The following is a 23,172-nucleotide window of genomic DNA, read 5'->3' on the forward strand; positions in this document are numbered from 1 at the left end:
ACACCGGGGACCATCAGCCAGCCAACCGGAAGCACGGGAAGATATGTCGGCACCCAATAAGTCGTACGACCCTGTCGAGGTCGAGGCACTGAAACCGGAAGAGATCGAGCGCATGCGGGACGAGGCGCTCGCCGCCTTCGCGGCCGCCGCCGACCTCCAGCAGCTCCAGGAGGCCAAGACCGCCCACACCGGCGGCAGCTCCCCGCTGGCGCTCGCCAACCGCGAGATCGGCGCCCTGCCCCCGCAGGCCAAGGCCGACGCCGGCAAGCGCGTCGGCCAGGCCCGAGCCGCCGTGGGCCGCGCCCTGGCCGCCCGGCAGGGCGAGCTGGAGGCCGAGCGGGACGCCCGGGTGCTGGTCGAGGAGGCCGTGGACGTCACGCTGCCCTACGACCGCACCCCCTCGGGGGCGCGCCACCCGCTGACCACGTTCATGGAGCGGGTCGCCGACGTCTTCGTCGCCATGGGGTACGAGATCGCCGAGGGCCCCGAGGCGGAGGCCGAGTGGTTCAACTTCGACGCGCTCAACTTCACCCCCGACCACCCGGCCCGGCAGATGCAGGACACCTTCTTCGTCCGCGGTCCGCAGGGCGCGGGCGACGACGAGTCGGCGTCCGGTGTGGTGCTGCGCACCCACACCTCCCCGGTGCAGGCCCGCGCCCTGCTCGGCCGTGAGCTGCCCGTCTACGTCGTCTGCCCGGGCCGCGTCTACCGCACGGACGAGCTGGACGCCACGCACACCCCGGTCTTCCACCAGATCGAGCTGCTCGCGGTCGACGAGGGCCTGACCATGGCCGATCTGAAGGGCACGCTGGACCACATGGTGCAGTCGCTCTTCGGCGCCGGCATGAAGACCAGGCTGCGGCCCAACTACTTCCCCTTCACCGAGCCGTCCGCCGAGATGGACATGCTCTGCTACGTCTGCAAGGGCGCGTCCGTCGGCAACCCGGACCGGCCCTGCCGGACGTGCGCCAGCGAGGGCTGGATCGAGCTCGGCGGCTGCGGCATGGTCAACCCGCGGGTGCTGGTCGCCTGCGGTGTCGACCCCGGGAGGTACAGCGGATTCGCCTTCGGGTTCGGCATCGAGCGGATGCTGATGTTCCGCCACAACATCGAGGACATGCGAGACATGGTCGAGGGTGACGTCCGGTTCACCCGGCCGTTCGGGATGGAGATCTGATGCGGGTCCCGCTTTCCTGGCTGCGGGAGTACGTCGACCTGCCGGCCACCGAGACCGGCCGCGACGTGCAGGCCAAGCTGGTCTCGGCCGGTCTAGAGGTGGAGACCGTCGAGCACCTCGGCGCCGACATCAAGGGCCCGCTGGTGGTCGGCAAGGTACTGACCATCGAGGAGCTGACGGGCTTCAAGAAGCCGATCCGGTACTGCACCGTCGACGTCGGCGCCGCCGGGGGCACCGCCCAGGCATTCGGCTCCGGGGCAGGCACGGGCGAGCCGCAGGAGATCGTCTGCGGTGCCACCAACTTCTCCGTCGGCGACAAGGTCGTCGTCTCCCTGCCCGGGGCCGTACTGCCCGGCGGGTTCGAGATCGCCGAGCGCAAGACGTACGGCCGGATGTCCCGCGGCATGATCTGCTCCAGCAACGAGCTGGGCATCGGCGACGACGGCGCGCACGGCATCCTCGTCCTGCCGCCGGAGCACGAGGTGGGCACCGATGCCATCGAACTGCTCGAACTGGTCGACGAGGTCCTCGACATCGCCGTCACGCCCGACCGCGGCTACTGCCTCTCGCTGCGCGGCGTGGCCCGCGAGGCCGCCATCGCCTACGGCGTGGCGCTGCGCGACCCGGCCCTGCTCGACGTCCCCGCGGCGAACACCGCCGGCTACCCCGTCCAGGTCGCCGACCTGGACGGCTGCGACCGCTTCACCGCCCGCACCGTCACCGGCCTGAACCCGGAGGCGCGCTCCCCGATCTGGCTCCAGCGCCGCCTGCAGAAGGCCGGCATGCGCGCGATCTCCCTCGCCGTGGACGTCACCAACTACGTCATGCTGGAACTCGGCCAGCCCCTGCACGCCTACGACAGGCACCGTGTCGAGGGCCCCATCGGCGTGCGGCGCGCGCGGCCCGGCGAGAAGCTCACCACGCTCGACGACGTCGAGAGGGTGCTCGACCCCGAGGACCTGGTGATCACCGACGACCGGGGCCCCATCGGGCTCGCCGGCGTCATGGGCGGCGCGCACACCGAGATCGCGGACGCCACCGCCGACCCCGAGACCGGGGAGATCGCGGGCAGCACGGACGTCGTCATCGAGGCCGCGCACTTCGCGCCGGTCTCCATCGCCCGCACCGCCCGCCGGCACAAGCTCTCCTCCGAGGCGTCCCGGCGCTTCGAGCGAGGTGTCGACCCGGGGGCCGCCTCCGCCGCCGCCCAGCGCACCGTCGACCTGCTGGTGCTGCTCGCGGGCGGCACCGCGGACCCCGGCGTCACCGAGGTCGTCGCGCCCCGGGCACCGGGCACCATCACCATCCCGGCCGACCACCCCGACCGGGTCGCGGGCCTCGCCTACGGCCGTGAGACGGTCGTCCGCCGCCTCCAGGAGATCGGCTGCGACGTCATCGGGCAGGACGAGCTGGTCGTCACGGTGCCGTCCTGGCGCCCCGACCTGACCGACCCGAACGACCTCGCCGAGGAGGTCATCCGACTGGAGGGCTACGAGAACCTCCCCTCCACCCTGCCCAGGCCCCCCGCCGGCCGCGGACTGACCGACCGGCAGCGGATGCACCGCCGGGTCGGCCGGGCGCTGGCCGGCGCAGGGTACGTGGAGGCGCCGAACTACCCGTTCGTCAGCGAGTCGGTCTTCGACCAGCTCAACCTCGAAGAGGACGACCCGGCCCGCCGTGTCGTCACCCTCGTCAACCCGCTCTCCGACGAGGAGCCGGCGCTGCGCACGACGCTGCTGCCCGGACTGCTGGGCGCGCTGCGCCGCAACGACGGCCGCGGCAGCCACGACCTGGCGCTCTTCGAGACCGGTCTGGTCTTCCAGCCCCGTGAGCACCTCCGGGTCGCCGCGCGGCTCCCCGTCGACCGGCGGCCCAGTGACGAGGAGATCGTCACCCTGACCGAGGCGCTGCCCGTCCAGCCCCGGCACGCCGCCGTCGTCCTCGCCGGCGCACGTGAACGGGCCGGCTGGTGGGGCACGGACCGGCCCGCGGAATGGGCCGACGCCGTAGAGGCGGCCCGGATCATCGCCCGGGAGATCGGCGCGGAGCTGATCGTGCGGGCGGGCCGCTACGGCCCCTGGCACCCGGGCCGGTGCGCCGAGCTCGCCGTGCGGCCGGCCGGCGGCGACGGCGGCGTGCAGGTCATCGGGCACGCCGGCGAGCTGCACCCCGGCGTCGTCAAGGCGCTCGGACTGCCGGCCCGCACCTGCGCGATGGAGCTGGACCTCGACCGGCTCCAGGAGGCCGGCCGGGGTGTGGTGCAGGCACCGTCGATCTCCACCTTCCCGGTCGCCACCCAGGATGTCGCCCTCGTCGTCGACTCCGCGGTGCCGGCCGCGGACGTCGAGGCCGCGCTGCGCGAGGGTGCGGGTGAACTGCTTGAGTCCCTGCGACTGTTCGACGTGTTCACCGGTGAGCAGATCGGCGCGGGCCGCAAGTCCCTCGCGTACGCCCTGCGGTTCCGCGCCGCGGACCGCACCCTGACCGTCGAGGAGGCGAGCGCCGCCCGGGACGCGGCCGTCGCGTTGGCCGCCGAGCGCGTCGGGGCGGTGCTGCGCGGGGCGTGAGCCGAGCGCGCACCCCTTGTGAGGGGCGGATCCGCTCCGGCGGATCCGCCCCTCACCCGTTCAGCTCCGGGGCCCGCCCGCGTACCGTGTGCGGCGGCCGGAGCGCGGTATCCGGTTCACACCCCGTGTGAAGGGAAAGCTCTCCTGCGCGGGCAGCGCGATAGCCTGCGGGGGGTACGGCTGCGCAAGCGGCCGCCGCGCACCGCGGGCCCGTCGGATGACGCCGCAGCAGACAGTCGTGTGCCGCCGACCGACCGCTCGCCCCAGCCGTCCTGTCCGCAGCGCGCCTTCGGAGGGTACGATGCAGCCCAACACCCTGCTCGACGCGATCCTCGACGAAGCGGGCATCTCGCACGCGGGCCTGGCGGCCCACGTCAACCAGGCCGGCAAAGCCCGCGGTCTGGCGCTCAGATACGAACACACCGCGGTGGCACGCTGGCTCAAGGGCCAGCGGCCGCGCGGACAGGTGCCCGATCTGATCTGCGAGGTGCTCGCAGCCCGGTTGCACCGGCCCGTCACCCTGGACGACATAGGCCTCGGCGTGCCCGGCAGGCCCGCGCCGCCCGGCGCCACCTCGCTCTCCGGCTTCGTCGAGCGGGCCACGGCCCTGTGGCGCTCCGACGAGCAGCAGCGCCCGCACCTCCTCGGCGCCCCCGCCGTCACCGGCACGCCCGCGGTGATGCCCGTCTGGGAGTGGGAGAACCCGCCGGAGGACGTCGACGTGTCCCGCGGCGGGCGGCACCGGGTGAGCATGAGCGACATCGGCGTACTGCGCGCCGCCCGCTCCCACTACGAGCAGATGTACCGCAAGGCGGGCGGCGTGGCGACGCGCCTGCGCATCGTCGGCTTCCTCAACGCGGAGGCCGCGCCGCTGCTGCGCGGCAGCTACACCGACCCCACCGGGCGCCAACTGCACCGTGCCACCGGCGGCCTGGTCGCCATCGCGGGCATCTGCGCCTACGACTCCGACGCACACGGCCTCGCGCAGCGCTACTTCCACCAGGCGCTGCGGCTCGCCAAGGCCAGCGGCGACCGCGGACTCGGTGCCTATGTGATCGCGCTGCTGGTCAACCAGTCGCTGTTCATACGGGAGTACCGGCAGGCCGTCGCCTTCGCGGAGGCCGCGCTGCGCGCCGCGGGCCGGCACATCACCCCCGCCCTGGCCTCCGACCTGTACGCGATGCAGGCCAAGGCCTACGCGCACCTCGGCGACGGCAGCAGCGCGCTGTCGTGCATCCGCCGCGCGGAGGTCGCGGCCGACCGGATCCGGCGCGGCCACGAGCCGGACGAGACCGGCTACGTCCAGCCGGGCCTGGTCAACGTCCAGGTGGCGGAGGCACTGCTGAGCCTCGGTGACCTCGCGGCCGCGCAGGAGCACGCCGCCGCCGCGGTCGGCAGTCCGGCGCACGACCGCGGCAGGGTGCACAGGCTCGCCATCCTCAGCCAGATCGAACTGCGCCAGGGCAACGCCGACCAGGCGGTGGCCACGGCCGTACAGATGGCGGAACAGGCGCGCGGCATGGAGTCGCAGCGGCTGCGCGACCGGCTGCGGGCGGTACGCGAGCATCTCGTCCGCAGCGGTGGTGCGGGCACCTCGGAGGCGGCGGAGCTCATCGACGGCGCGCTGCGCGTCCCCCTCTGAGCACACCACTGCTGCGATATTGCCATCTACCCGATCGGAAGGTGGCAGAACCGTGCAGTGGAGAAAACAAAGCGAACAAACCGTCTATGCGAACCGCTGGTTCGACGTCAACCTTGCGGATGTGGAGCTGCCCGACGGGAAGCATCTGGACCACTTCCTCATCCGGCTGCGGCCGGTCGCGGTCGCCACGGTCGTCAACGAGGCCAACGAGGTCCTGCTGCTGTGGCGGCACCGTTTCATCACCGACAGTTGGGGCTGGGAGCTGCCCGCCGGAGTGGTCGAGGACGGCGAGGACGTCGCCCGCGCCGCGGCGCGCGAGCTGGAGGAGGAGACCGGCTGGCGGCCGGGACCGCTGCGGCACCTGATGACCGTGGAGCCGTCCAACGGCCTGTCCGACGCCAGGCACCACATCTACTGGTCCGACACCGCGGTCTGCATCGGCCACCCGGTGGACGACTTCGAGTCGGACCGCCGCGAGTGGGTCCCCCTCAAACTCGTCCCCGACATGGTGGCCCGCGGTGAGGTCCCGGCCGCCAACATGGCGGCGGCCCTGCTCCTGCTGCACCATCTCAGGCTGGGGCAGGACGCCTTACCGCATCCCTCCTGATCCCCGGATCAGCGGCGGCCTAGGGGCCGAGCAACTGCCAGAGCGCCACGACCAGCGTCCCCACCGCGGTCAGCGCCGCGACGGCGGGCAGTGGCCAGCGGGTGTGCTCGAGAGCGGCCACCCGCGCGTTCAGGTCGTCCTGTTCCTTGGCACTCTGTTCGTCGCGCTGGGTGAGCAACGCCATATGGCCTTCCATACGGGTGAGGCCCACATCCAGCCGTCTGCGTAACTCTGCGAGGTCCTCCAGGACCACGGGATGCTCGGGGTCGGGGGTCACGGAGTCCGCTCCTTTCCATAGGTGTCACATCCCCTTGTGTACATACGGAAAGTCAATCGGCCTGGTGGGCGCGGCGAAAGAGTGTGCGGCTGTCGGGTGTGTGTTAGTGGCGCACACGGCGTGTGAAAGTAGTGTGCCCGGTACTCCCAGGGGTACCGGGCACGAACACGGCTACACGGAGTGATGCGTTCCGGGATTGCTGCCGGTGACCTCAGGCGTAGACGTAGAAGCCCGAGCCGGTCTTGCGCCCGAGCCGGCCGGCGTCGACCATCCGTTGCAGCAGCGGGGGAGCGGCGTACAGCGGCTCCTTGTACTCCTCGTACATCGACGTGGCCACCGAGACGACGGTGTCCAGGCCGATCAGGTCCGCGAGCCGCAGCGGTCCCATGGGGTGGGCGCAGCCCAGCACCATGCCGTCGTCGATGTCCTCGCGGCTGGCGATGCCCGACTCGAACATCCTGACGGCGGCGAGCAGGTACGGGATGAGCAGGGCGTTGACGACGAAGCCCGAGCGGTCCTGGGCCCGGATCGCATGCTTGCCCAGCGCCTTCTCCACCAGGGCCAGCGCCCGGCTGATGGTGCCCTCGGAGGTGGTCAGCGCCGGGATCAGCTCGACCAGTTGCTGCACCGGGGCCGGGTTGAAGAAGTGGATGCCGATGACGAGGTCCGGGCGGGTGGTGGCGACGGCCAGCCTGACCAGCGGGATCGAGGAGGTGTTGGACGCGAGGATGGCGTCCCGCCGGGTCACCACCTGATCGAGCACCTGGAAGATCTCGGTCTTGACCTGCTCGTTCTCCACGACGGCCTCGATGACCAGATCGCGGTCGGCGAACTCGCCGAGGTCGGTGGTGAAGCTCAGCCGTTCCTGCGCGGCCTCCCGGTCCGCCTCGCTGATCTTGCCGCGCTCGGCCGCCCGGGAGAGTGAGTTGTGCAGCCGGGTGCGGCCGATCTCCAGGGCCTCGCCGGTGGTCTCCGCGACCATGACCTGGAGGCCGGCACGGGCACACACCTCCGCGATGCCCGCTCCCATCTGGCCGCAGCCGACCACACCGACGCGTGCGATGTCGGTCAGGGTGTCCGTCACTTCGTCCCTTTCGTGATCCTCGACTCCGGCGGCCGCGCCGGTACGTCCGCGGGGCCCGCCTCGGGCTGCACGGTACTCCGCACGGCCGCACCGTCCGCCGACCGGGTCGGACGTGCCGACCCGGTCGGACGGAGGGGGCGGATCTGTGAATCTGCGGTGGGGCGGGGGTGTGGGGACCGGGCGCGGTGGGCGCGCGCTACCGCGCGCTCTCCTCGTGCCGGACGACCGAGTCGGGGCCCGGTGACATCACGGCCTCGTGCCCGTCCTCGAAGCGCACGCGGTACGGGGGATTGCCGTCGGTGCCGAGGACTTCGACGATCTGTGCGACCTTGTCCACCTGTCCGACGACCCTGCCGTGCACCAGCAGCCGGTCGCCCTTGGTTGCCTGCATCGGAGTGACCTCCTCGTCACGCCCGGTGGGGGCCGCCCCGGGATGGCCGGTGCGGGTCCCGTCCGGGGCCAGCGTTCCGTGGTCTGTCCGCGTCTGCAATTTTACGACCGGTTCGTGGTCGGCGGCGATCCGGGCGCCACGCGAAACGGCCCCGGGCCGTCGAGCGCGGCGGCCACCGGACCCTCGGCGGGGCGGGCCCACCGCCGCCCGCGGTCCCTGTCCGCGGCGGTGGCCCCTGTCGCCTCCCGCGGCTCCGGTCCCCGTCGTCGCCTCTGCCCCCTCTGCCCCGTCCGGTCCGCCTGCCCGTTCACCCGTCTGCCCGAATGCCCGTCACCCGCGGGAGCGCTGCGTCACCGCGATGCACACCAGCACGGCGACGGCGGCCAGTGGGGCGAGCACGGTCAGCCGCTCGCCGAGCAGGAGCACCGACCAGACGAGCGTGAGCAGCGGTTGCGCGAGCTGGAGCTGACTTGCCCGGGGGATCCCGATCGCGGCCATGCCCCGGTACCACACCACCAGACCGAGGAACTGCGACCCGGCCGCCACCCAGAGCACGCCCGCGACGCTGTGCACCGTCAGGGCCACCGGCTCATGGGCCAGCGCAAGACACGCGCCGGCCGCCGAGAACGGCAGGCAGAGCACCAGTGCCCAGCCGATGACCTGCCAGCCCGGCATCACCCGGGCCAGCCGCCCGCCCTCGGTGTAGCCCGCCGCACAGACCAGCAGCGCGCCGAAGAGGTACAGGTCCGCCCTGCTCAGTGCGCCGCCGCTCTGCTGCACGGTGAAGGCGATCACCACGGCCGCTCCCGCCAGTGCGGCGCCCCAGAACGTGCGCGACGGCCGCACTCCGGTGCGCAGCGCGGAGCACAGTGCGGTGGTGAGCGGCAGGAGACCGACGACCACCGCCGCATGGGACGTGCTGGAGGTGCGCAGTGCCAGCGTCGACAGGGTCGGGAAGCCGATCACCACACCGCCCGCCACCACCGCGAGCGAGGCCCACTGCCGGCGCCCCGGCGGTGCCGCCCGCCGGACGATCAGGCAACCGCCCGCGAGCAGACCGGCGAGCGTGGTGCGCACCGCCACCAGCGACCAGGGCCCGAACCCCGCCAGGCCCCAGGCGGTTGCGGGGAAGGTGAGAGAGAAGGAGACCACTCCGAGCACGGCAAGCACGGTGCCGGCGCGCGCCCCGGTGTGCCGAGCGGCGAGGGCGGCGGGCGGGGAAGCGGGGCCGGGTGCGTCGCAAGGGGCACCGGGCGCCTTGGGTACTCCGCGGCCAAGATGTGGGGCTGCGGAGCCCACCGCTATCGAGGCCTCTTCGGTAGCGCTATCGTTGGCTCTCATGGAAGAGCGTAGCAGCGCGGGAGAACTGGCCGAAACCCTGCGCGCCGAGCTCAACCGCTACTCACCGGGAGAAAAGCTCCCGTCGAGTCGGTCCCTTGTCGAGCGCTTCCGGGTCAGCCCTGTCACCGTCTCACGGGCACTGGCGCACCTGGCCGCCGAAGGTCTGGTGGTGACCAGGCCCGGTGCGGGAGCGTTCCGCGCGGGGGCCCCGGCGGCGCCGCCGCCCGCGGGCGACACCTCCTGGCAGGAGGTGGCACTGAGCGCGGACGCGTCCGCCGAGGCGGTACCGCGCACCGTGGACGCCTCTGCCGTCCTCGCCACCCTCGCCGCCCCGCCCTCCGCGGTCATCGAGTTCACCAACGGCTACCTGCACGAGTCGCTGCGCCCCGAGCGGGCCATGGCCGAGGCGCTGGCCAGGGCCGGCCGCCGCCCGGGGGCCTGGGGCAGGCCCCCGGTGGAGGGTCTGACCGGACTCAGGGAGTGGTTCGCGCGAAACATCGGCGGCGCGATCACCGCCGCCGACATCCTGGTCACCGCCGGCGGGCAGTCCGCGCTGACCACCGTGCTGCGGGCACTCGCACCCCCCGGCGCGCCCGTGCTGGTCGAGTCGCCCACCTACCCCGGCATGCTCGCCATCGCCCGGGCCGCCGGACTGCGGCCGGTGCCGGTCCCGATCGACACGGACGGGGTGCGGCCGCCGCTGCTCGCCGAGGCGTTCCGGGTGACCGGCGCGCGGCTGTTCGTCTGCCAGCCGCTCTTCCAGAACCCCACGGGTGCGGTGCTCGCCGCCGGCCGGCGCGCCGAGGTGCTGCGGATCGCCCGTGAGGCGGGTGCCTTCGTCGTCGAGGACGACTTCGTGCGGCGGCTGGTCCACTCGGACGCCGGTCCGCTGCCCAGGCCGCTGGCCAGTGAGGACCCGGACGGTGTGGTGGTGCACGTGTGCTCGCTCACCAAGGCCACCTCGCCCAGTTTCCGGGTGTGCGCGGTGGCGGCCCGCGGGCCCGTGCTCGACAGGCTGCGCGCGATCCAGGTGGTGGACAACTTCTTCGTGCCGCGCCCGCTCCAGGAGGCGGCGCTCGAACTCGTCGGCGCACCCGCCTGGGCACGGCACCTGCGGGGCCTCGCGGCACAGTTGCGGACGCGGCGGGACGCCATGACCGCCGAGCTGCGGACGCGGCTGCCCGAACTGGCCCTGCCGCACGTGCCCGCAGGCGGCTACCACCTGTGGCTGCGGCTGCCGGACGGCGCGGACGAGTCGGCGTGGGCGGCGGCCGCACTCCGTGCCGGGGTGGCGGTGGCACCGGGCCGGCTCTACTTCTGCGCCGAGCCCCCCGCCTCGTACGTGCGGCTGAGCTTCGCGGGAGTGGCGGGCCTGGCCGAGATCACGGAGGGGGTGCGGCGGCTGCGCCGGGCCTGGGACGGGGCGCCGGGCTGAGGGGAAGGGCGCCGGGCACCCGGCGCGGGGCCCGCCGGGTGCCCGGAGGGGGTCAGGAGAACATCACCGAGCGCACCCCCACCAGCGGCGAACCCTGGCCGTCGTAGGCCCGCAGGACGTAGGACGCGCCGGTGCAGCCCGCCCCGGTGTAGACGGTGGCGGTGGCGTCGGTGGTGTTGCGCGGGGAGCGGGCGGCGGACGGGCCCGGCACCGGGATGGCGAGGCACTGCCGGCTCGGCGGGTCGACCAGAGCGCTGAGGTACTCGCCCGCCCCGCTCCCGTACACGTACGAGAAGCTCCCGGACGCCGCGTGCGCGGCGGCGGGCAGGGCGAGGACGAGTGCGAGCGAGCCCACGGCGGCGGTCAGGGTGCTGCGCAGACGCATGGGGGGTGTCCTTCCGTCGGGTCGCCCGGCCGCGGCGGGCGGCGTGGGAGGGGGGCGTGCCGGTGCGACGTCTTCGCACGAGATCTTCGTGCCGGCGGGCCGCCGTCCCGGCGCCGACGCCCTGAGGGGCATCCGAAAGGAGCAGCGCCTCGGGCCGCGCCGTACCCGCACGGATCGCGACGCGGCGGGGGAACCGGCGCCGTGCGAGGGCGTCCTGCTGTGCGCGGCGGACGTCAGGGGGTGCCGGGGGGCTCGGACAGCCGGGTGTAGTCGGTGACGAGGAGCTGGTCCTTGGCCGGACCCGCCACCCACCACACGCTGCGCCACCGGTCGGGACCCGTGACCGTGAACTCGCCCCGGTAGACGTCCGCCGCGCAGGGGTGGTGGGCGACGTGGTGGCCCGCACCGAGGTCGAGGTCGTGGAAGGGGCGGCCGTCGGAGAACTCGACGCGTGCGGTGCCGGGCCGCTCGCCCGGCAGGAAGCGCAGCACCCGGGTGGCGGGGCGCGCCGTGCCCTGCCAGACGAAGGTGCCCGACTCCCGGCTCAGCAGCCCGCCGCCGCGCTCCCCGGGGCCGCCGTGCCCGTCATGCCCGCCGGGCGCTCCTGACCCGGGTGCGCCCGGCCCCCCGGTGCCCTCCGCGAGCAGCGGTGTGAACACCGTGGTCCCCGTGAACCGGCCCTCCGCGCCGCTCGCCGCGTCCCGTACCGTCCGCTCGACGTGCCAGGCGCCGGTCAGGTACGCGAGCGTATCGGGCACTGCAACGGCACCGGGCGCGGGCCGCGCCCCGGGCCCCCGCCCCGCGGGCTCAGCCATCGCCGTGCACCACCTGGTGGCCGTCCGCCAGCACGGGTGCGGCGCCCGCCGGATCGTCGGGCGGCGGCGGGAAGTCGGCCACGGCCAGCGGCACATCCGCACCGCAGCCCTGCCGCCCGCACTCGCACAGGAACGGCTGGACGGCGTCCCGGACCGAGCCCCGGCTCCAGCTCCTGGCGAAGTAGGCGGTGTACTGGTCGACCACGGCGCGGTTGGCCTGGCGCAGGAGCGTCCGGCGCCCGGCCGCCGTGGTGGCCCGCGGGCCCGTGGTGAGCGCCGCTCCGAAAAGCGCCTCGACGCGGGCGGCGGTCTCCAGGGCGCCCATGCGGCCGTCGACCTCCACGATCCGCCCTCCCGACGCCGTCACCTCCGCCCTGATCTCCTCGGCAAGCCGCCGGTACAGCGCCGCGGGCCCTGGGGCGAGGTCCCGCTCCGCGAGGCGCGCCCGCTGCACCTCCGGTGCCGGCAGCAGCCAGACGGAGCGGTGGCCGGTGCCCGCGAGCGCGGGGGTGACGGCGGTCCCCTCGGCGAGGGTGAGCGGATCAGGGGGCAGCGCCCGCAGATCGTCGGCGATCATCGGCCCACGGTCGTGGTGGAGGGCCATCTCCAGGAGGTCGTCCTCGGGCAGCGCCCAGCGGGCCTCCGGGGCGAGCCGTTCGAAGCGGAGAGCGGCCGGGTGCCCGGCGGCCACCGCGCGGTCGCGGTGTGCCCACGTCCGTGCGTCGGCGTTGTACCAGCGCAGTCCGTGCCGGCGCGTCAGCAGCCGGGCGACGGTGGTCTTGCCCGCGCCGGGACCTCCGCCGAGCCACAGCGCGGTGTCGAGGGCGCAGGAGGGCCGCGCGGTGGCCCGCCCGGTCACCGGTGCCCGCCGTACGTCCGTGGCTGCCCGCCGCCCGCCCCCGCCCGCCCGGCGGTGTCTGCCCGCTGCGGGGGCGTGGTGTCCGAGGAGTCCATGTACACACCGTAGGACGCGGCGTGCGGGCGGAGCCACGGGGCCCGCGGCCGGGATCCCGGGGCGTGCGGTCGGGGCACCGGGGGCATGGCGCCGCCGACCGCAGCCCGCCGCCCGGAGTGCTGCGGGGCCCGGCGGCGGTTCGCGGGCCGGTGGTGTGCCGTCCGTGGGATGCGTCAGGAGGTGGCCGCGAACGCGTTCACTCCCGTGAGGTCGGCCGACAGCTCCCACAGCCGGGCCGCCTGCTCGGGGTCGACGGCGTAGTCGCGCACGCCGCCGCGGAACTCGCCCGGGCCGGCCGGCTCCGCGATGTCGCAGTCCTCGCAGTACACGCCGCCACGGCCCGCCAGGCGCGGTGAGGTGGCAGCCCAGACCTGGGTCGCGGCGCCCTGCCGGGGCGTCTTGAGCGACTCGTCGACGAGGTTGCCGTCCTCGTCGATCCAGCCGAGGCCGACCATCTCCTCCTTCGGGAGATGGCGCTGCAAGGGGGTGAGGATGCCGCCGGGGTGCACGGCGAACGCCCGCACGCCCGCGTTCTCGGCGAGTGCGTCGAGGTGCACGGCGAACAGCGCGTTCGCCGTCTTCGCCTGGCCGTAGGCCTGCCACTTGTCGTACCCGGACCTGAAGTGCACGTCGTCCCAGCGGATGGCCGAGCGCCGGTGGCCGGCGGACGACACCGACACGACGCGGGCGCCCCGCGCGAGGACCGGCCAGAGGTGGTTGACGAGTGCGTAGTGGCCGAGGTGGTTGGTGGCGAACTGCGCCTCCCAGCCGGGCCCCACCCGGGTCTCCGGGCAGGCCATGACGGCCGCGTTGTTGATCAGGATGTCGATGCTCCGGCCGGAGGCGGCGAAGCGCTTGGCGAACGCCCGGACACCGGCGAGGTCGGCGAGGTCGAGCTCGTCGACCTCCACCCCGTCGACGCCGGCGAGCGCGTCCCGGGCGCTGCCGGGACGGCGGGCGGGCACCACCACGCGCGCACCCGCACCGGCCAGTGCCCGTGTCGTCTCGAGACCGAGCCCCGAGTACCCGCCGGTGACGACCGCGAGCTTCCCCGAGAGGTCGATCCCGCGCAGCACCTCCTCCGCGGTGCTGCCGGCTCCGAATCCCGATCCGATCCTGTGCTGAGGAGTGTCCATGGACCGGCACGCTACGTATTCGAGGGCGCTCGAAGTCAAACCGGGGCCACAGGCACCGCGGCGGCCGGTGGCCGACCGGCCCCGGACGCCCGGGGACCCATTGCATAGATGTGCTGTCGAGCGTATAGTCATGCTGTCCAGGAGGAGGAATCCATGGCCGTACGGGCAGCAGTGGCAGGAGCGAGCGGGTATGCGGGCGGTGAGTTGCTGCGGCTGCTGCTCGGGCATCCCGGCATCGAGATCGGGACGCTGACCGGCCACGCGAACGCCGGGCAGCGCCTCGGCGCGGTCCAGCCGCATCTGCTGCCGCTCGCGGACCGGGTGCTGGCGCCGACCACGGCCGACGCACTCGCCGGGCACGACGTCGTCTTCCTCGCGCTGCCGCACGGCGAGTCCGCCGCGGTGGCCGAGCGGCTCGGCCCCGATGTGCTCGTGGTGGACATGGGCGCCGACTTCCGGCTCGCGGACCCGGCGGACTGGCGGCGGTTCTACGGCTCGGAACACGCCGGGACCTGGCCGTACGGCCTGCCGGAGCTGCCGGGCGGCCGCGCCGCGCTGGAGGGGTCCAAGCGCATCGCGGTGCCCGGCTGCTACCCCACGGCCGTCTCCCTCGCCCTGTTCCCGGCGTACGCCGCCGGCCTCGTGGAGCCGGAGGCCGTGATCGTCGCCGCCAGCGGCACCTCGGGCGCCGGCAAGTCCCCCAAGCCGCACCTGCTGGGCAGCGAGGTGATGGGCTCCCTGTCGCCGTACGGCGTCGGCGGCGTGCACCGGCACACGCCCGAGATGAGCCAGAGCCTGGGCGCGGTGGCCGGCGAGCCCGTCACGGTCTCCTTCACCCCGGTGCTCGCCCCGATGCCCCGCGGCATCCTCGCCACCTGCTCGGCGCGCGCCAGGGACGGCGTCAGCGCCGAGGCGGTCCGGGCCGCCTACGAGAAGGCGCTGGCCGACGAGCCGTTCGCACGCCTGCTCCCGGCGGGCCAGTGGCCCGCCACCGGCTCCGTGTACGGCTCGAACGCGGCGCAGATCCAGGTCGCGCTGGACGAGAGCGCGGGCCGCATCGTGGCGATCAGCGCCATCGACAACCTCGCCAAGGGCACCGCGGGCGGCGCCATCCAGAGCATGAACATCGCGCTCGGCCTCCCCGAGGAGACCGGACTGACCACGGCGGGTGTGGCCCCGTGAGCGTCACGGCCGCCCGCGGCTTCGAGGCCGCGGGGATCGCCGCCGGCATCAAGGAGAGCGGCGGGCTCGACCTCGCCCTGGTCGTCAACACCGGCCCCCGGCTCGCCGCCGCGGGGGTCTTCACGTCCAACCGGGTCAAGGCGGCACCCGTGCTCTGGTCGCAGCAGGTGCTCACCGGCGGGCAGGTGTCCGCCGTGGTGCTCAACTCGGGCGGTGCCAACGCCTGCACGGGACCCCAGGGCTTCAAGGACACGCACGCCACCGCCGAGCGTGCCGCCGAGGTGCTCGGCGGGCACAGCGCGGCCGAGATCGCCGTCGCGTCGACGGGTCTGATCGGCGTCAGGCTGCCCATGGACAAGCTGCTGCCCGGTGTGGCGCAGGCCGCCGCGGAACTGTCCGCACACGGCGGAGACCGGGCCGCACTCGCCATCATGACCACCGACACCGTGCCCAAGACGGCCGTCGTGCAGGGCAGCGGGGGCTGGACGGTCGGCGGCATGGCCAAGGGCGCCGGCATGCTCGCCCCGGGCCTCGCCACGATGCTCGTGGTCCTCACCACCGACGCCGACCTGGAGCCGGCGGCCCTGGACCAGGCGCTGCGCGCCGCCACCCGCACCACCCTCGACCGCATCGACTCCGACGGCTGCATGTCGACCAACGACACCGTGCTGCTGCTCGCCTCGGGAGCCTCCGGCCGCACCCCGGACGCCGGCGAGTTCGCCGAGGCGGTCCGCACGGTCTGCGACGAGCTGGGCCGCCAGCTCATCCGCGACGCGGAGGGCGCCAGCAAGGACATCAGGATCGACGTCGTGGGCGCCGCCAGCGAGGAGGACGCCGTGCAGGTGGGCCGATCCATCGCCAGGAACAACCTCCTGAAGTGCGCGATCCACGGCGAGGACCCGAACTGGGGGCGGGTGCTCGCCGCCATCGGCACCACGTCCGCCGCCTTCGAGCCCGACCGGCTGAACGTCGCCATCAACGGCGTCTGGGTCTGCCGCCAAGGCTCGGTCGGTGAGGACCGGGCGCTGGTCGACATGCGCTACCGCGAGGTCGTCATCACCGCCGACCTCGCCGCGGGCCCCGCCGCCGCCACCATCCGGACCAACGACCTCACCGCCGACTACGTCCACGAGAACAGCGCCTACTCGTCCTAGCTCGCGGCCGCATCCGCGTGCCCGCGTCCGTCCCCTCCGGCCCCGAAGGTCCCGCCCCGTCATGAGCACTCGCCAGCACACCGCACTGCCCAAGGCACGGATCCTCATCGAGGCGCTGCCCTGGCTGACCAGGCACCACGGCAAGACGATCGTGATCAAGTTCGGCGGCAACGCCATGGTGGACGACGCGCTGAAGGCAGCCTTCGCGCAGGACGTCGTCTTCCTGCGGCACGCGGGGCTCAAGCCCGTCGTCGTGCACGGCGGCGGGCCGCAGATCACCGCCCAGCTCGACCGGCACGGCCTGGTCTCCGAGTTCAGGGCCGGGCTCAGGGTCACCACGCCCGAGGCCATGGACGTGGTCAGGATGGTCCTCGCCGGGCAGGTGCAGCGCGAGCTGGTCGGCCTGCTCAACCGGCACGGCCCGTTCGCCGTCGGCCTCACCGGCGAGGACGCGCACACCATCACCGCCACCAAGCACCTGCCCCGGATAGACGGCGAACCGGTCGACATCGGCCGGGTCGGCGAGATCACCGAGATGGACACCGGCGCCGTCGAGGCCCTGCTGGCGGACGGCCGGATCCCCGTCGTGTCGTCCATCGCACGCTCCGCCGACGACGGCCACGTCTACAACGTCAACGCCGACACCGCCGCAGCCGCGCTCGCCGCCGCACTGAAGGCGGAGACGCTGATGGTCCTCACCGACGTCGAGGGCCTCTACGAGGACTGGCCGAACAGCGACGACGTGATCAGCAGGCTCACCGCGAGCGAGCTGGAGAAGCTGCTGCCCGACCTGGCCAGCGGCATGGTCCCGAAGATGCAGGGCTGCCTGCACGCGGTGCGCGGCGGTGTCACCACCGCCCGCGTCATCGACGGCCGGGTCCCGCACTCGATCCTGCTGGAGATCTTCACGGACGAGGGCATCGGCACGATGGTCGTGCCGGACGACCCCGGCACCACGGACGCACCGTAGAACGCACCGCAGAACGCAGCGCAGAACGCAGCGCAGAACGCAGCGCAGAAGGGGACCGCATGACCGGCACCACCACGACCGGCACCACGCACACCACCGGCGACGGGCCCGGCGAGGGCAACGCGGCGCTCGTCCGCCGCTGGCGGGGCGCGCTCATGGACAACTACGGCACGCCCCGCCTGCCCCTGGTGCGCGGCGAGGGCGCCCGGCTCTGGGACGCCGAGGGCACCCGCTACCTCGACTACGTCGGCGGCATCGCCGTGAACGCACTGGGCCACGCGCACCCGGCCGTCGTCGACGCCGTCAGCCGCCAGATCGCCTCCCTCGGCCATGTCTCCAACCTCTTCGTGGCCGAGCCGCCGGTCGCGCTCGCCGAACGGCTGCTCCAGCTCTTCGGCCGGGACGGACGGGTGTTCTTCTGCAACTCGGGCGCCGAGGCCGTCGAGGGCGCCTTCAAGATCGGGCGACTGACCGGCCGCCCCCACATGGTCGCCGCCACCGGCGGCTTCCACGGCCGCACCATGGGCGCCCTCGCGCTCACCGGGCAGCCGGGCAAGCAGCAGCCGTTCCTACCGCTGCCGGGCGACGTCACCCATGTCCCGTACGGCGACGAGGAGGCGCTGCGCGCCGCCGTCACCGAGGACACCGCGCTCGTCGTCATCGAACCGATCCAGGGCGAGAACGGCGTCGTCGTGCCGCCCGCCGGCTATCTGCGTGCGGCCCGCGAGATCACCCGTGCCACCGGCACCCTCCTCGTGCTCGACGAGGTGCAGACCGGCATCGGCCGCACCGGCCACTGGTTCGAGCACCAGGCGCACGACGGCGTCGACCCCGACGTCGTCACCCTCGCCAAGGGCCTGGGCGGCGGCCTGCCCATCGGCGCGACCGTCGCCTTCGGTGCCGCCGCCGACCTCCTGAAGCCCGGCCAGCACGGCACCACCTTCGGCGGGAACCCCGTCGCGTGCGCGGCCGGACTGGCCGTGCTCGACACCATCGCGGCCGACGGGCTGCTGGAGAACGCCAAGCGGGCCGGGGAGCGGCTGCGGGACGGCGTCGAGAACGCGTCCGGCGCTGACGGCACCGGTCGGCACCCGCTCGTCAGCCACGTCAGGGGCGCCGGGCTGCTGCTGGGTATCGTGCTCACCGAGCCTGTCGCACCCCAGGTGCAACAGGCGGCTCAGGACGCCGGCCTCCTGGTCAACGCGCCCGCTCCCGACGTCGTACGGCTGATGCCGCCGCTGACCCTGCGCGACGAGGAGGTGGACGCCTTCCTCCGGGCGCTGCCCGGCGTCCTGGACAGCGTGCACCAGCACGGGGAAGGGCCGGCCCGAGAATGATCCGGAGACTGAGACACCGATGAGCCAGCCGCAGGACCACGAACACGGGCAGGCGGGGCCTGCCGTCCCGCAGACCCGCACCGCCCGCCACCGCCGCATCGTCGACATCCTCAACCGCGACCCGGTGCGCTCGCAGAGCCAGTTGGCGAAGCTCCTCGCGGACGACGGGCTCTCCGTCACGCAGGCGACGCTCTCGCGCGACCTGGACGAGCTCAACGCCGTGAAGATCCGCAACGCCGAGGGCGACCTCATCTACGCGGTGCCGAGCGAGGGAGGGTTCCGCACGCCCCGCGCGCCGCTGGGCGAGGCGGCGAAGGAGGAGCGGATGCGGCGGCTCTCCGCCGAACTGCTGATCTCGGCGGAGGCATCCGCCAACCTCGTGGTCCTGCGCACCCCGCCCGGTGCCGCGCAGTTCCTCGCCTCGGCCATCGACCAGGCCGAGCTGCACGAGGTGCTCGGCACCATCGCGGGCGACGACACGCTGCTCCTGATCAGCCGCAAGCCGACGGGCGGTCAGGCACTGGCCGACCACCTGCTGAGGCTGGCGCAGCGGGAGAACTGAGCGCTCACCGGGGGGGGGCGCCCACCGGGGGCCCGGGGCAGCGCCTCGGCGCGGCACGAGGGCCCCCGAAGGCCGCGGGTCCGTCGGCGCGTGTGCGGCGGCGGGCGGCGTGTGCGGCGGCGGTCCGGACCCGGCGGCCGCTCAGGCGTCCGGTGCGCGCCGGCTGCGGTGGGACATCCAGGCCGCGACCAGGGCGCCCGAGACGTTGTGCCAGACCGAGAAGACGGCCGAGGGAAGCGCGGCGAGCGGGCTGAAGTGGGCCGTGGCGAGGGAGGCGGCGAGGCCGGAGTTCTGCATCCCGACCTCGAAGGCCATCGCCCGTGACGCGGGGGTGCCGAGCCGGGCCAGCCGGCCCGCACCGTAACCGAGGGCGAGGCCCAGGCCGTTGTGGAGCACCACCGCGAGCAGGACCAGCGCCGCCGCCGACCTGATCGCCGCCGAGCTGCCCGCCACCACCACGGCCACGATCACCGACACGGCCACCGCCGACACCCACGGCAGCGCACCGAGCAGCCGGCCCAGATACCTGCCGAGGACCAGCCTGACGGCCAGGCCGCCCAGGACCGGCAGCAGGACCGTCTTGAGGATGTCGGTGACCATCGCGGAGGCGTCCACCGGCAGGAACTCACCCGCGAGCAGCAAGGTCAGCGGCGGGGTGACGAGGGGCGCGAGCACGGTGGAGACCGTGGCGACCGACACCGACAGCGCCACATCGCCGCGGGCCAGGTAGGTCACCACATTGGACGCGGTGCCGCTCGGCGCACAGCCGACCAGGATCACCCCCGCCGCGAGCTGCGGCGAAAGACCCAGCGCATGCGCGATCAGCCAGCCGAGCCCCGGCATGATCACGTAGTGCGCGACCAGGCCGAGCCCGACCGCCCACGGCCGCCGTGCCACGCCCCTGAAGTCCCGCGGCGTCATCGTCAGTCCCATGCAGAACATCACGACGCCCAGCAGATAGGGCACGTCCTCGCCCCACGGCGTGAACGTGCCCGGCGTCGCCATGCCGAGCGCGCCGGCCGCGAGCACCAGGACCGGGAACACGGTGACGGCACGGCGCGCGGCACGGCCGGCGCCGCCGTGCGGGGCGGCGCCGGGGTCCGCGGCCGCGGGGCCGGTACCGGCGCCCGCACGGTCCGCCGCGCCCGCCGCGCCCGCGTCGGCCGCACGGCCCGCTTCGGCCGGACCGGTCGCGCCGGGCCGTTCTGCGGTGGTCGGCACGGTGCCGTGCCCGTCCGCCGCGCGATCCCCGTCTTCGGTCTCTTGCGGGTCTTCGGTCTCTTCAGGGTCCGTCTGCACGGCCGCGATGCAACGCGCCCGCGGCGGTCGCACGCAACCGCGTCTCGTCATGTGGGAGGCGGCCGGGCCCGGGCGGGAGCCGGGCGGAAGCCCACCGAGCCCGGTGGGCTCCCGGCAGGACTGCCCGGGCGGGACCCGCGCCCTCGGTCCCGGCGGCCGTCGCACCGCGCCCGGCGGCCGCGGCCCGGCGTCGTCCGCCGCGCCCGAGCCGGCCGCGCGCGGTGCCGCCCGGCGCTCAGAAGCCGCCGGGCGGCAGGGGCAGCGGCAGCCCGGGGAGGCCGTCCAGGCTGGTGGCCACGTGTTCCTTCTTCTCGAAGTAGGCACCGAGCGAGGCGTCGTCCTCGCGCGCGAAGCGCTTGCCGTGCAGGTCCCGGTCGCTCTCGTACGCCATGTACGGCACCGCGTAGCCGCAGGTGTCGCGGATGAGCTCGGCCGTCACGACGACGACCGCGCGCAGCCCGTGCAGGTGGGGATCGATGCCCGGGAAGTGCCCGAGCAGCTCCTTGAAGCGCGGGTCGTCCCGGAAGACGGGCTCGCCGCGCCCGTGCACCCGCACGATGTTCGGCGGGCCCTGGAAGGCGCACCACATCAGTGTGATCCGGCCGTTCTCGCGCAGGTGCGCGATGGTCTCGGCGTTGCTGCCCGCGAAGTCGAGGTACGCGACCGTGCGGTCGTCGAGTACGGCGAACGAGCCGGTGAGGCCCTTGGGAGAGAGGTTCACCGTGCCGTCGCCGGAGAGCGGTGCGGTCGCGGTGAAGAAGAGGGGTTGTGCCTCGATGAACGAGCGGAGCCTGCCGTCGATGCGCTCATAGGTCTTTCCCATGGTGCGATTATTCCGCAGGTCGTGCCGGTGCTCCGAGGGTTCCGCCGGGTGTCTCGACTGGCGGGACGGGCCCGGAGCGGGACGATGGAGCCATGGTGAGCGGCGGACGGCAGGGGCAAGGACGGCAGTCGGAGCACGGCGGGGCCGGGGGAGGCCGGACGGGCGGCGGCCCGCGGGGGCGCGGCGGCCCGCAGGTCCACATGCGCCGCGTCTACGAGCCCCCCGGGTCCTCGGACGGCGCGCGGGTCCTCGTCGACCGCATCTGGCCGCGCGGCCTGGCCAAGGACGACGTTCCGCTGGACGCCTGGCTGAAGGACGTGGCCCCGTCCACGGACCTGCGCAAGTGGTACGGACACGACCCCGACAGATACGGCGAGTTCGCTGAGCGCTACCGTGCGGAGCTGGCGGACCCGGAGCGCGGGGACGCACTCGACCGGCTGCTCGGCCTCGCCGCCGAGGGACCGCTGACGCTCCTCACGGCCACGAAGGACCTCGCCCACAGCCATGCCCGGGTCCTCATGGAGGCACTGACCGGCGGCGAGTGAGCCCGTCCGAACCGTCCGCCCCGTCCGCCCCCGGCCCGGCGGCCCCTCGCCCCCAGGGCCGCGCCCCCGTGTCGCGCCCTCCGGGCCGCGTCCCGCCGGGCCGGCCTGGCCCTGACGGGCGCGCCCGTCAGGGCGGTAGGAGCCCGCCGCGCGGCCCGCACGCCGTGCGCTCCTCCCGTGCACCGTGCGCCGAATTGACGAAACATACGGCGCAATGCATACTCATGCATATCCGCGAATGCACTGTGAGGAGAATCCCGTGACCGAGCGCGTCGTACTCGCCTATTCGGGCGGCCTTGACACCTCCGTCGCCATCGGCTGGATCGCCGAGGAGACGGGCGCAGAGGTCATCGCCGTCGCCGTCGACGTCGGCCAGGGCGGCGAGGACCTGGACGTCATCCGCAAGCGGGCGCTCGCCTGCGGAGCGGTCGAGGCCGAGGTCGCGGACGCCAAGGACGAGTTCGCCGCGGAGTACTGCCTGCCGGCCATCAAGGCCAACGCCCTGTACATGGACCGCTACCCGCTGGTCTCGGCGCTGTCCCGGCCCGCCATCGTCAAGCACCTCGTCGCCGCCGCGGAGAAGCACGGCGCGAGCACCGTCGCGCACGGCTGCACCGGCAAGGGCAACGACCAGGTCCGCTTCGAGGCCGGCATCGTCGCCCTCGCCCCCGACCTCAAGTGCATCGCTCCCGTCCGCGACTACGCGATGACCCGCGACAAGGCGATCGCCTTCTGCGAGGAGAAGAACCTCCCGATCGCGACCACCAAGAAGTCCCCGTACTCCATCGACCAGAACGCCTTCGGACGCGCCATCGAGACCGGCTTCCTGGAGGACATCTGGAACGCCCCGATCGAGGACATCTACGAGTACACGAAGGACCCCTCCGTCCCGCGCGAGCCCGACGAGGTCGTGATCTCCTTCGAGGCCGGCGTGCCGGTCGCCGTGGACGGCACGCCCGTCACCCCGCTCCAGGCCGTCCAGCAGCTCAACGAGCGCGCGGGCGCCCAGGGCATCGGCCGGATCGACATGGTCGAGGACCGCCTCGTCGGCATCAAGTCCCGCGAGGTCTACGAGGCCCCCGGCGCCATCGCGCTGATCACCGCCCACCAGGAGCTGGAGAACGTGACCGTCGAGCGCGAGCTGGCCCGCTACAAGCGGCAGGTCGAGCAGCGCTGGGGCGAGCTGGTCTACGACGGCCTGTGGTTCTCGCCGCTCAAGCACGCGCTGGAGGGCTTCATCAACGAGGCGAACCAGCACGTCACCGGCGACATCCGGATGACCCTGCACGGCGGCCGCGCCGTCGTCACCGGCCGCAGGTCCGGTACCTCCCTGTACGACTTCAACCTGGCCACCTACGACTCGGGCGACACCTTCGACCAGTCCAAGGCGCAGGGCTTCATCGAGATCTTCGGCCTCTCCCAGAAGATCGCCGCCCGGCGCGACCTGGCCTAGGGCCTCGTCTGGCTCAGGCTGGGCTCGCGGGGTCC

The 23,172-nt window shown here is 73.8% G+C and carries 22 protein-coding genes; 12 read left to right on the top strand and 10 right to left on the bottom strand.

Annotated elements, in window-relative coordinates; translation table 11 throughout:
- The first annotated feature begins 43 nt into the window (after positions 1-43).
- The 4 genes from pheS (at position 44) to IE313_RS09285 (ending at position 5,993) form a co-directional block, all read left to right on the top strand.
- Complete coding sequence (gene pheS / locus IE313_RS09270) at positions 44-1,177, top strand: phenylalanine--tRNA ligase subunit alpha (protein WP_189930490.1); 1,134 nt, start codon at positions 44-46, stop codon at positions 1,175-1,177.
- Entirely contained in the window at positions 1,177-3,744 is a 2,568-nt protein-coding gene (gene pheT, locus IE313_RS09275) for a phenylalanine--tRNA ligase subunit beta (RefSeq protein WP_189930491.1), read from the top strand. The genes pheS and pheT overlap by 1 nt, the downstream gene beginning before the upstream one ends.
- Before the next feature lie 301 nt (positions 3,745-4,045).
- Entirely contained in the window at positions 4,046-5,386 is a 1,341-nt protein-coding gene (locus tag IE313_RS09280; RefSeq protein ID WP_189930492.1) for an NsdA family TPR-like regulatory protein, read from the top strand.
- Between the two features lie 52 nt (positions 5,387-5,438).
- On the top strand, positions 5,439-5,993 hold the full coding sequence (locus IE313_RS09285; protein ID WP_189930493.1) for an NUDIX hydrolase: 555 nt from the start codon (positions 5,439-5,441) through the stop codon (positions 5,991-5,993).
- A 19-nt stretch (positions 5,994-6,012) separates the two neighbouring features.
- Here IE313_RS09285 and IE313_RS09290 read toward each other — a convergent pair whose 3' ends face one another.
- The 4 genes from IE313_RS09290 to IE313_RS09305 form a co-directional block, all read right to left on the bottom strand.
- Entirely contained in the window at positions 6,013-6,270 is a 258-nt protein-coding gene (locus IE313_RS09290) for a hypothetical protein (protein WP_189930494.1), read from the bottom strand.
- A gap of 211 nt (positions 6,271-6,481) precedes the next feature.
- A complete protein-coding gene (locus IE313_RS09295; protein WP_308439156.1) occupies positions 6,482-7,354 on the bottom strand; it encodes a 3-hydroxybutyryl-CoA dehydrogenase in 873 nt (290 codons plus the stop codon).
- Between the two features lie 196 nt (positions 7,355-7,550).
- Complete coding sequence (locus IE313_RS09300) at positions 7,551-7,745, bottom strand: DUF1918 domain-containing protein (RefSeq protein WP_189930495.1); 195 nt, start codon at positions 7,743-7,745, stop codon at positions 7,551-7,553.
- Positions 7,746-8,075: 330 nt separating this feature from the next.
- On the bottom strand, positions 8,076-9,086 hold the full coding sequence (locus IE313_RS09305) for a DMT family transporter (RefSeq protein ID WP_189930496.1): 1,011 nt from the start codon (positions 9,084-9,086) through the stop codon (positions 8,076-8,078).
- On the opposite strand from IE313_RS09305, the gene IE313_RS09310 reads away from it, so the two are divergent.
- Entirely contained in the window at positions 9,085-10,521 is a 1,437-nt protein-coding gene (locus tag IE313_RS09310; RefSeq protein WP_189930497.1) for an aminotransferase-like domain-containing protein, read from the top strand. The two genes, IE313_RS09305 and IE313_RS09310, sit on opposite strands and share 2 nt — an antisense overlap.
- Positions 10,522-10,573: 52 nt before the next feature.
- On the opposite strand, the gene IE313_RS09315 is transcribed toward IE313_RS09310, so the two are convergent.
- The 4 genes from IE313_RS09315 to IE313_RS09330 form a co-directional block, all read right to left on the bottom strand.
- The gene (locus tag IE313_RS09315; RefSeq protein WP_189930498.1) at positions 10,574-10,906 is read right to left on the bottom strand and encodes a hypothetical protein; all 333 of its coding nucleotides are present in this window, start codon (positions 10,904-10,906) and stop codon (positions 10,574-10,576) included.
- A gap of 233 nt (positions 10,907-11,139) precedes the next feature.
- Entirely contained in the window at positions 11,140-11,664 is a 525-nt protein-coding gene (locus IE313_RS09320) for a DUF6314 family protein (protein ID WP_373316953.1), read from the bottom strand.
- A gap of 49 nt (positions 11,665-11,713) precedes the next feature.
- Entirely contained in the window at positions 11,714-12,580 is an 867-nt protein-coding gene (locus IE313_RS09325; protein ID WP_189930500.1) for a cytidylate kinase family protein, read from the bottom strand.
- Between the two features lie 269 nt (positions 12,581-12,849).
- Positions 12,850-13,812, bottom strand: a complete 963-nt coding sequence (locus IE313_RS09330; RefSeq protein WP_189930501.1) for an SDR family NAD(P)-dependent oxidoreductase — start codon at positions 13,810-13,812, stop codon at positions 12,850-12,852.
- A 153-nt stretch (positions 13,813-13,965) separates the two neighbouring features.
- Between IE313_RS09330 and argC the strand changes: the two genes are divergently transcribed.
- The 5 genes from argC (at position 13,966) to IE313_RS09355 (ending at position 19,017) form a co-directional block, all read left to right on the top strand.
- On the top strand, positions 13,966-14,994 hold the full coding sequence (argC, locus tag IE313_RS09335; protein WP_189930502.1) for an N-acetyl-gamma-glutamyl-phosphate reductase: 1,029 nt from the start codon (positions 13,966-13,968) through the stop codon (positions 14,992-14,994).
- A complete protein-coding gene (argJ, locus tag IE313_RS09340) occupies positions 14,991-16,148 on the top strand; it encodes a bifunctional glutamate N-acetyltransferase/amino-acid acetyltransferase ArgJ (RefSeq protein ID WP_189930503.1) in 1,158 nt (385 codons plus the stop codon). Before argC ends, argJ begins: the two co-directional genes overlap by 4 nt.
- Positions 16,149-16,209: 61 nt before the next feature.
- Positions 16,210-17,118 carry an acetylglutamate kinase gene (argB, locus tag IE313_RS09345; RefSeq protein WP_189930504.1) on the top strand — a complete coding sequence of 303 codons (909 nt, stop codon included), beginning with the start codon at positions 16,210-16,212 and terminating at the stop codon, positions 17,116-17,118.
- Positions 17,119-17,177: 59 nt separating this feature from the next.
- Positions 17,178-18,455 carry an acetylornithine transaminase gene (locus IE313_RS09350; RefSeq protein ID WP_189930505.1) on the top strand — a complete coding sequence of 426 codons (1,278 nt, stop codon included), beginning with the start codon at positions 17,178-17,180 and terminating at the stop codon, positions 18,453-18,455.
- Positions 18,456-18,474: 19 nt separating this feature from the next.
- Positions 18,475-19,017 carry an arginine repressor gene (locus tag IE313_RS09355; protein WP_189930506.1) on the top strand — a complete coding sequence of 181 codons (543 nt, stop codon included), beginning with the start codon at positions 18,475-18,477 and terminating at the stop codon, positions 19,015-19,017.
- A gap of 141 nt (positions 19,018-19,158) precedes the next feature.
- Here IE313_RS09355 and IE313_RS09360 read toward each other — a convergent pair whose 3' ends face one another.
- Together IE313_RS09360 and IE313_RS09365 are read right to left on the bottom strand one after the other, a co-directional pair.
- Positions 19,159-20,238 carry a bile acid:sodium symporter family protein gene (locus tag IE313_RS09360; RefSeq protein WP_189930507.1) on the bottom strand — a complete coding sequence of 360 codons (1,080 nt, stop codon included), beginning with the start codon at positions 20,236-20,238 and terminating at the stop codon, positions 19,159-19,161.
- 313 nt (positions 20,239-20,551) lie between these two features.
- Positions 20,552-21,139 (bottom strand): pyridoxamine 5'-phosphate oxidase family protein, encoded by a 588-nt coding sequence (locus IE313_RS09365; RefSeq protein WP_189930508.1) that lies wholly within the window; start codon positions 21,137-21,139, stop codon positions 20,552-20,554.
- A gap of 200 nt (positions 21,140-21,339) precedes the next feature.
- Between IE313_RS09365 and IE313_RS09370 the strand changes: the two genes are divergently transcribed.
- Both IE313_RS09370 and IE313_RS09375 read left to right on the top strand, forming a co-directional pair.
- A complete protein-coding gene (locus IE313_RS09370; protein WP_229924514.1) occupies positions 21,340-21,684 on the top strand; it encodes a DUF488 domain-containing protein in 345 nt (114 codons plus the stop codon).
- Between the two features lie 259 nt (positions 21,685-21,943).
- The gene (locus IE313_RS09375; protein WP_189930510.1) at positions 21,944-23,137 is read left to right on the top strand and encodes an argininosuccinate synthase; all 1,194 of its coding nucleotides are present in this window, start codon (positions 21,944-21,946) and stop codon (positions 23,135-23,137) included.
- Positions 23,138-23,172 lie beyond the last annotated feature (35 nt).

This window comes from Streptomyces sulfonofaciens, assembly GCF_014656295.1.
In the GTDB taxonomy this organism is placed as follows: domain Bacteria; phylum Actinomycetota; class Actinomycetes; order Streptomycetales; family Streptomycetaceae; genus Streptomyces; species Streptomyces sulfonofaciens.

Excerpts from the sequence above, each read along its gene's own strand:
- pheS (WP_189930490.1), top strand. The coding sequence starts at position 44 with ATGTCGGCACCCAATAAGTCGTACGACCCTGTCGAGGTCGAGGCACTG.
- pheT (WP_189930491.1), top strand. The coding sequence starts at position 1,177 with ATGCGGGTCCCGCTTTCCTGGCTGCGGGAGTACGTCGACCTGCCGGCC.
- IE313_RS09280 (WP_189930492.1), top strand. The coding sequence starts at position 4,046 with ATGCAGCCCAACACCCTGCTCGACGCGATCCTCGACGAAGCGGGCATC.
- IE313_RS09300 (WP_189930495.1), bottom strand. The coding sequence starts at position 7,745 with ATGCAGGCAACCAAGGGCGACCGGCTGCTGGTGCACGGCAGGGTCGTC.
- IE313_RS09310 (WP_189930497.1), top strand. The coding sequence starts at position 9,085 with ATGGAAGAGCGTAGCAGCGCGGGAGAACTGGCCGAAACCCTGCGCGCC.
- IE313_RS09305 (WP_189930496.1), bottom strand. The coding sequence starts at position 9,086 with ATGAGAGCCAACGATAGCGCTACCGAAGAGGCCTCGATAGCGGTGGGC.
- IE313_RS09315 (WP_189930498.1), bottom strand. The coding sequence starts at position 10,906 with ATGCGTCTGCGCAGCACCCTGACCGCCGCCGTGGGCTCGCTCGCACTC.
- IE313_RS09330 (WP_189930501.1), bottom strand. The coding sequence starts at position 13,812 with ATGGACACTCCTCAGCACAGGATCGGATCGGGATTCGGAGCCGGCAGC.
- argC (WP_189930502.1), top strand. The coding sequence starts at position 13,966 with ATGGCCGTACGGGCAGCAGTGGCAGGAGCGAGCGGGTATGCGGGCGGT.
- argB (WP_189930504.1), top strand. The coding sequence starts at position 16,210 with ATGAGCACTCGCCAGCACACCGCACTGCCCAAGGCACGGATCCTCATC.
- IE313_RS09350 (WP_189930505.1), top strand. The coding sequence starts at position 17,178 with ATGACCGGCACCACCACGACCGGCACCACGCACACCACCGGCGACGGG.
- IE313_RS09355 (WP_189930506.1), top strand. The coding sequence starts at position 18,475 with ATGAGCCAGCCGCAGGACCACGAACACGGGCAGGCGGGGCCTGCCGTC.
- IE313_RS09365 (WP_189930508.1), bottom strand. The coding sequence starts at position 21,139 with ATGGGAAAGACCTATGAGCGCATCGACGGCAGGCTCCGCTCGTTCATC.
- IE313_RS09370 (WP_229924514.1), top strand. The coding sequence starts at position 21,340 with ATGCGCCGCGTCTACGAGCCCCCCGGGTCCTCGGACGGCGCGCGGGTC.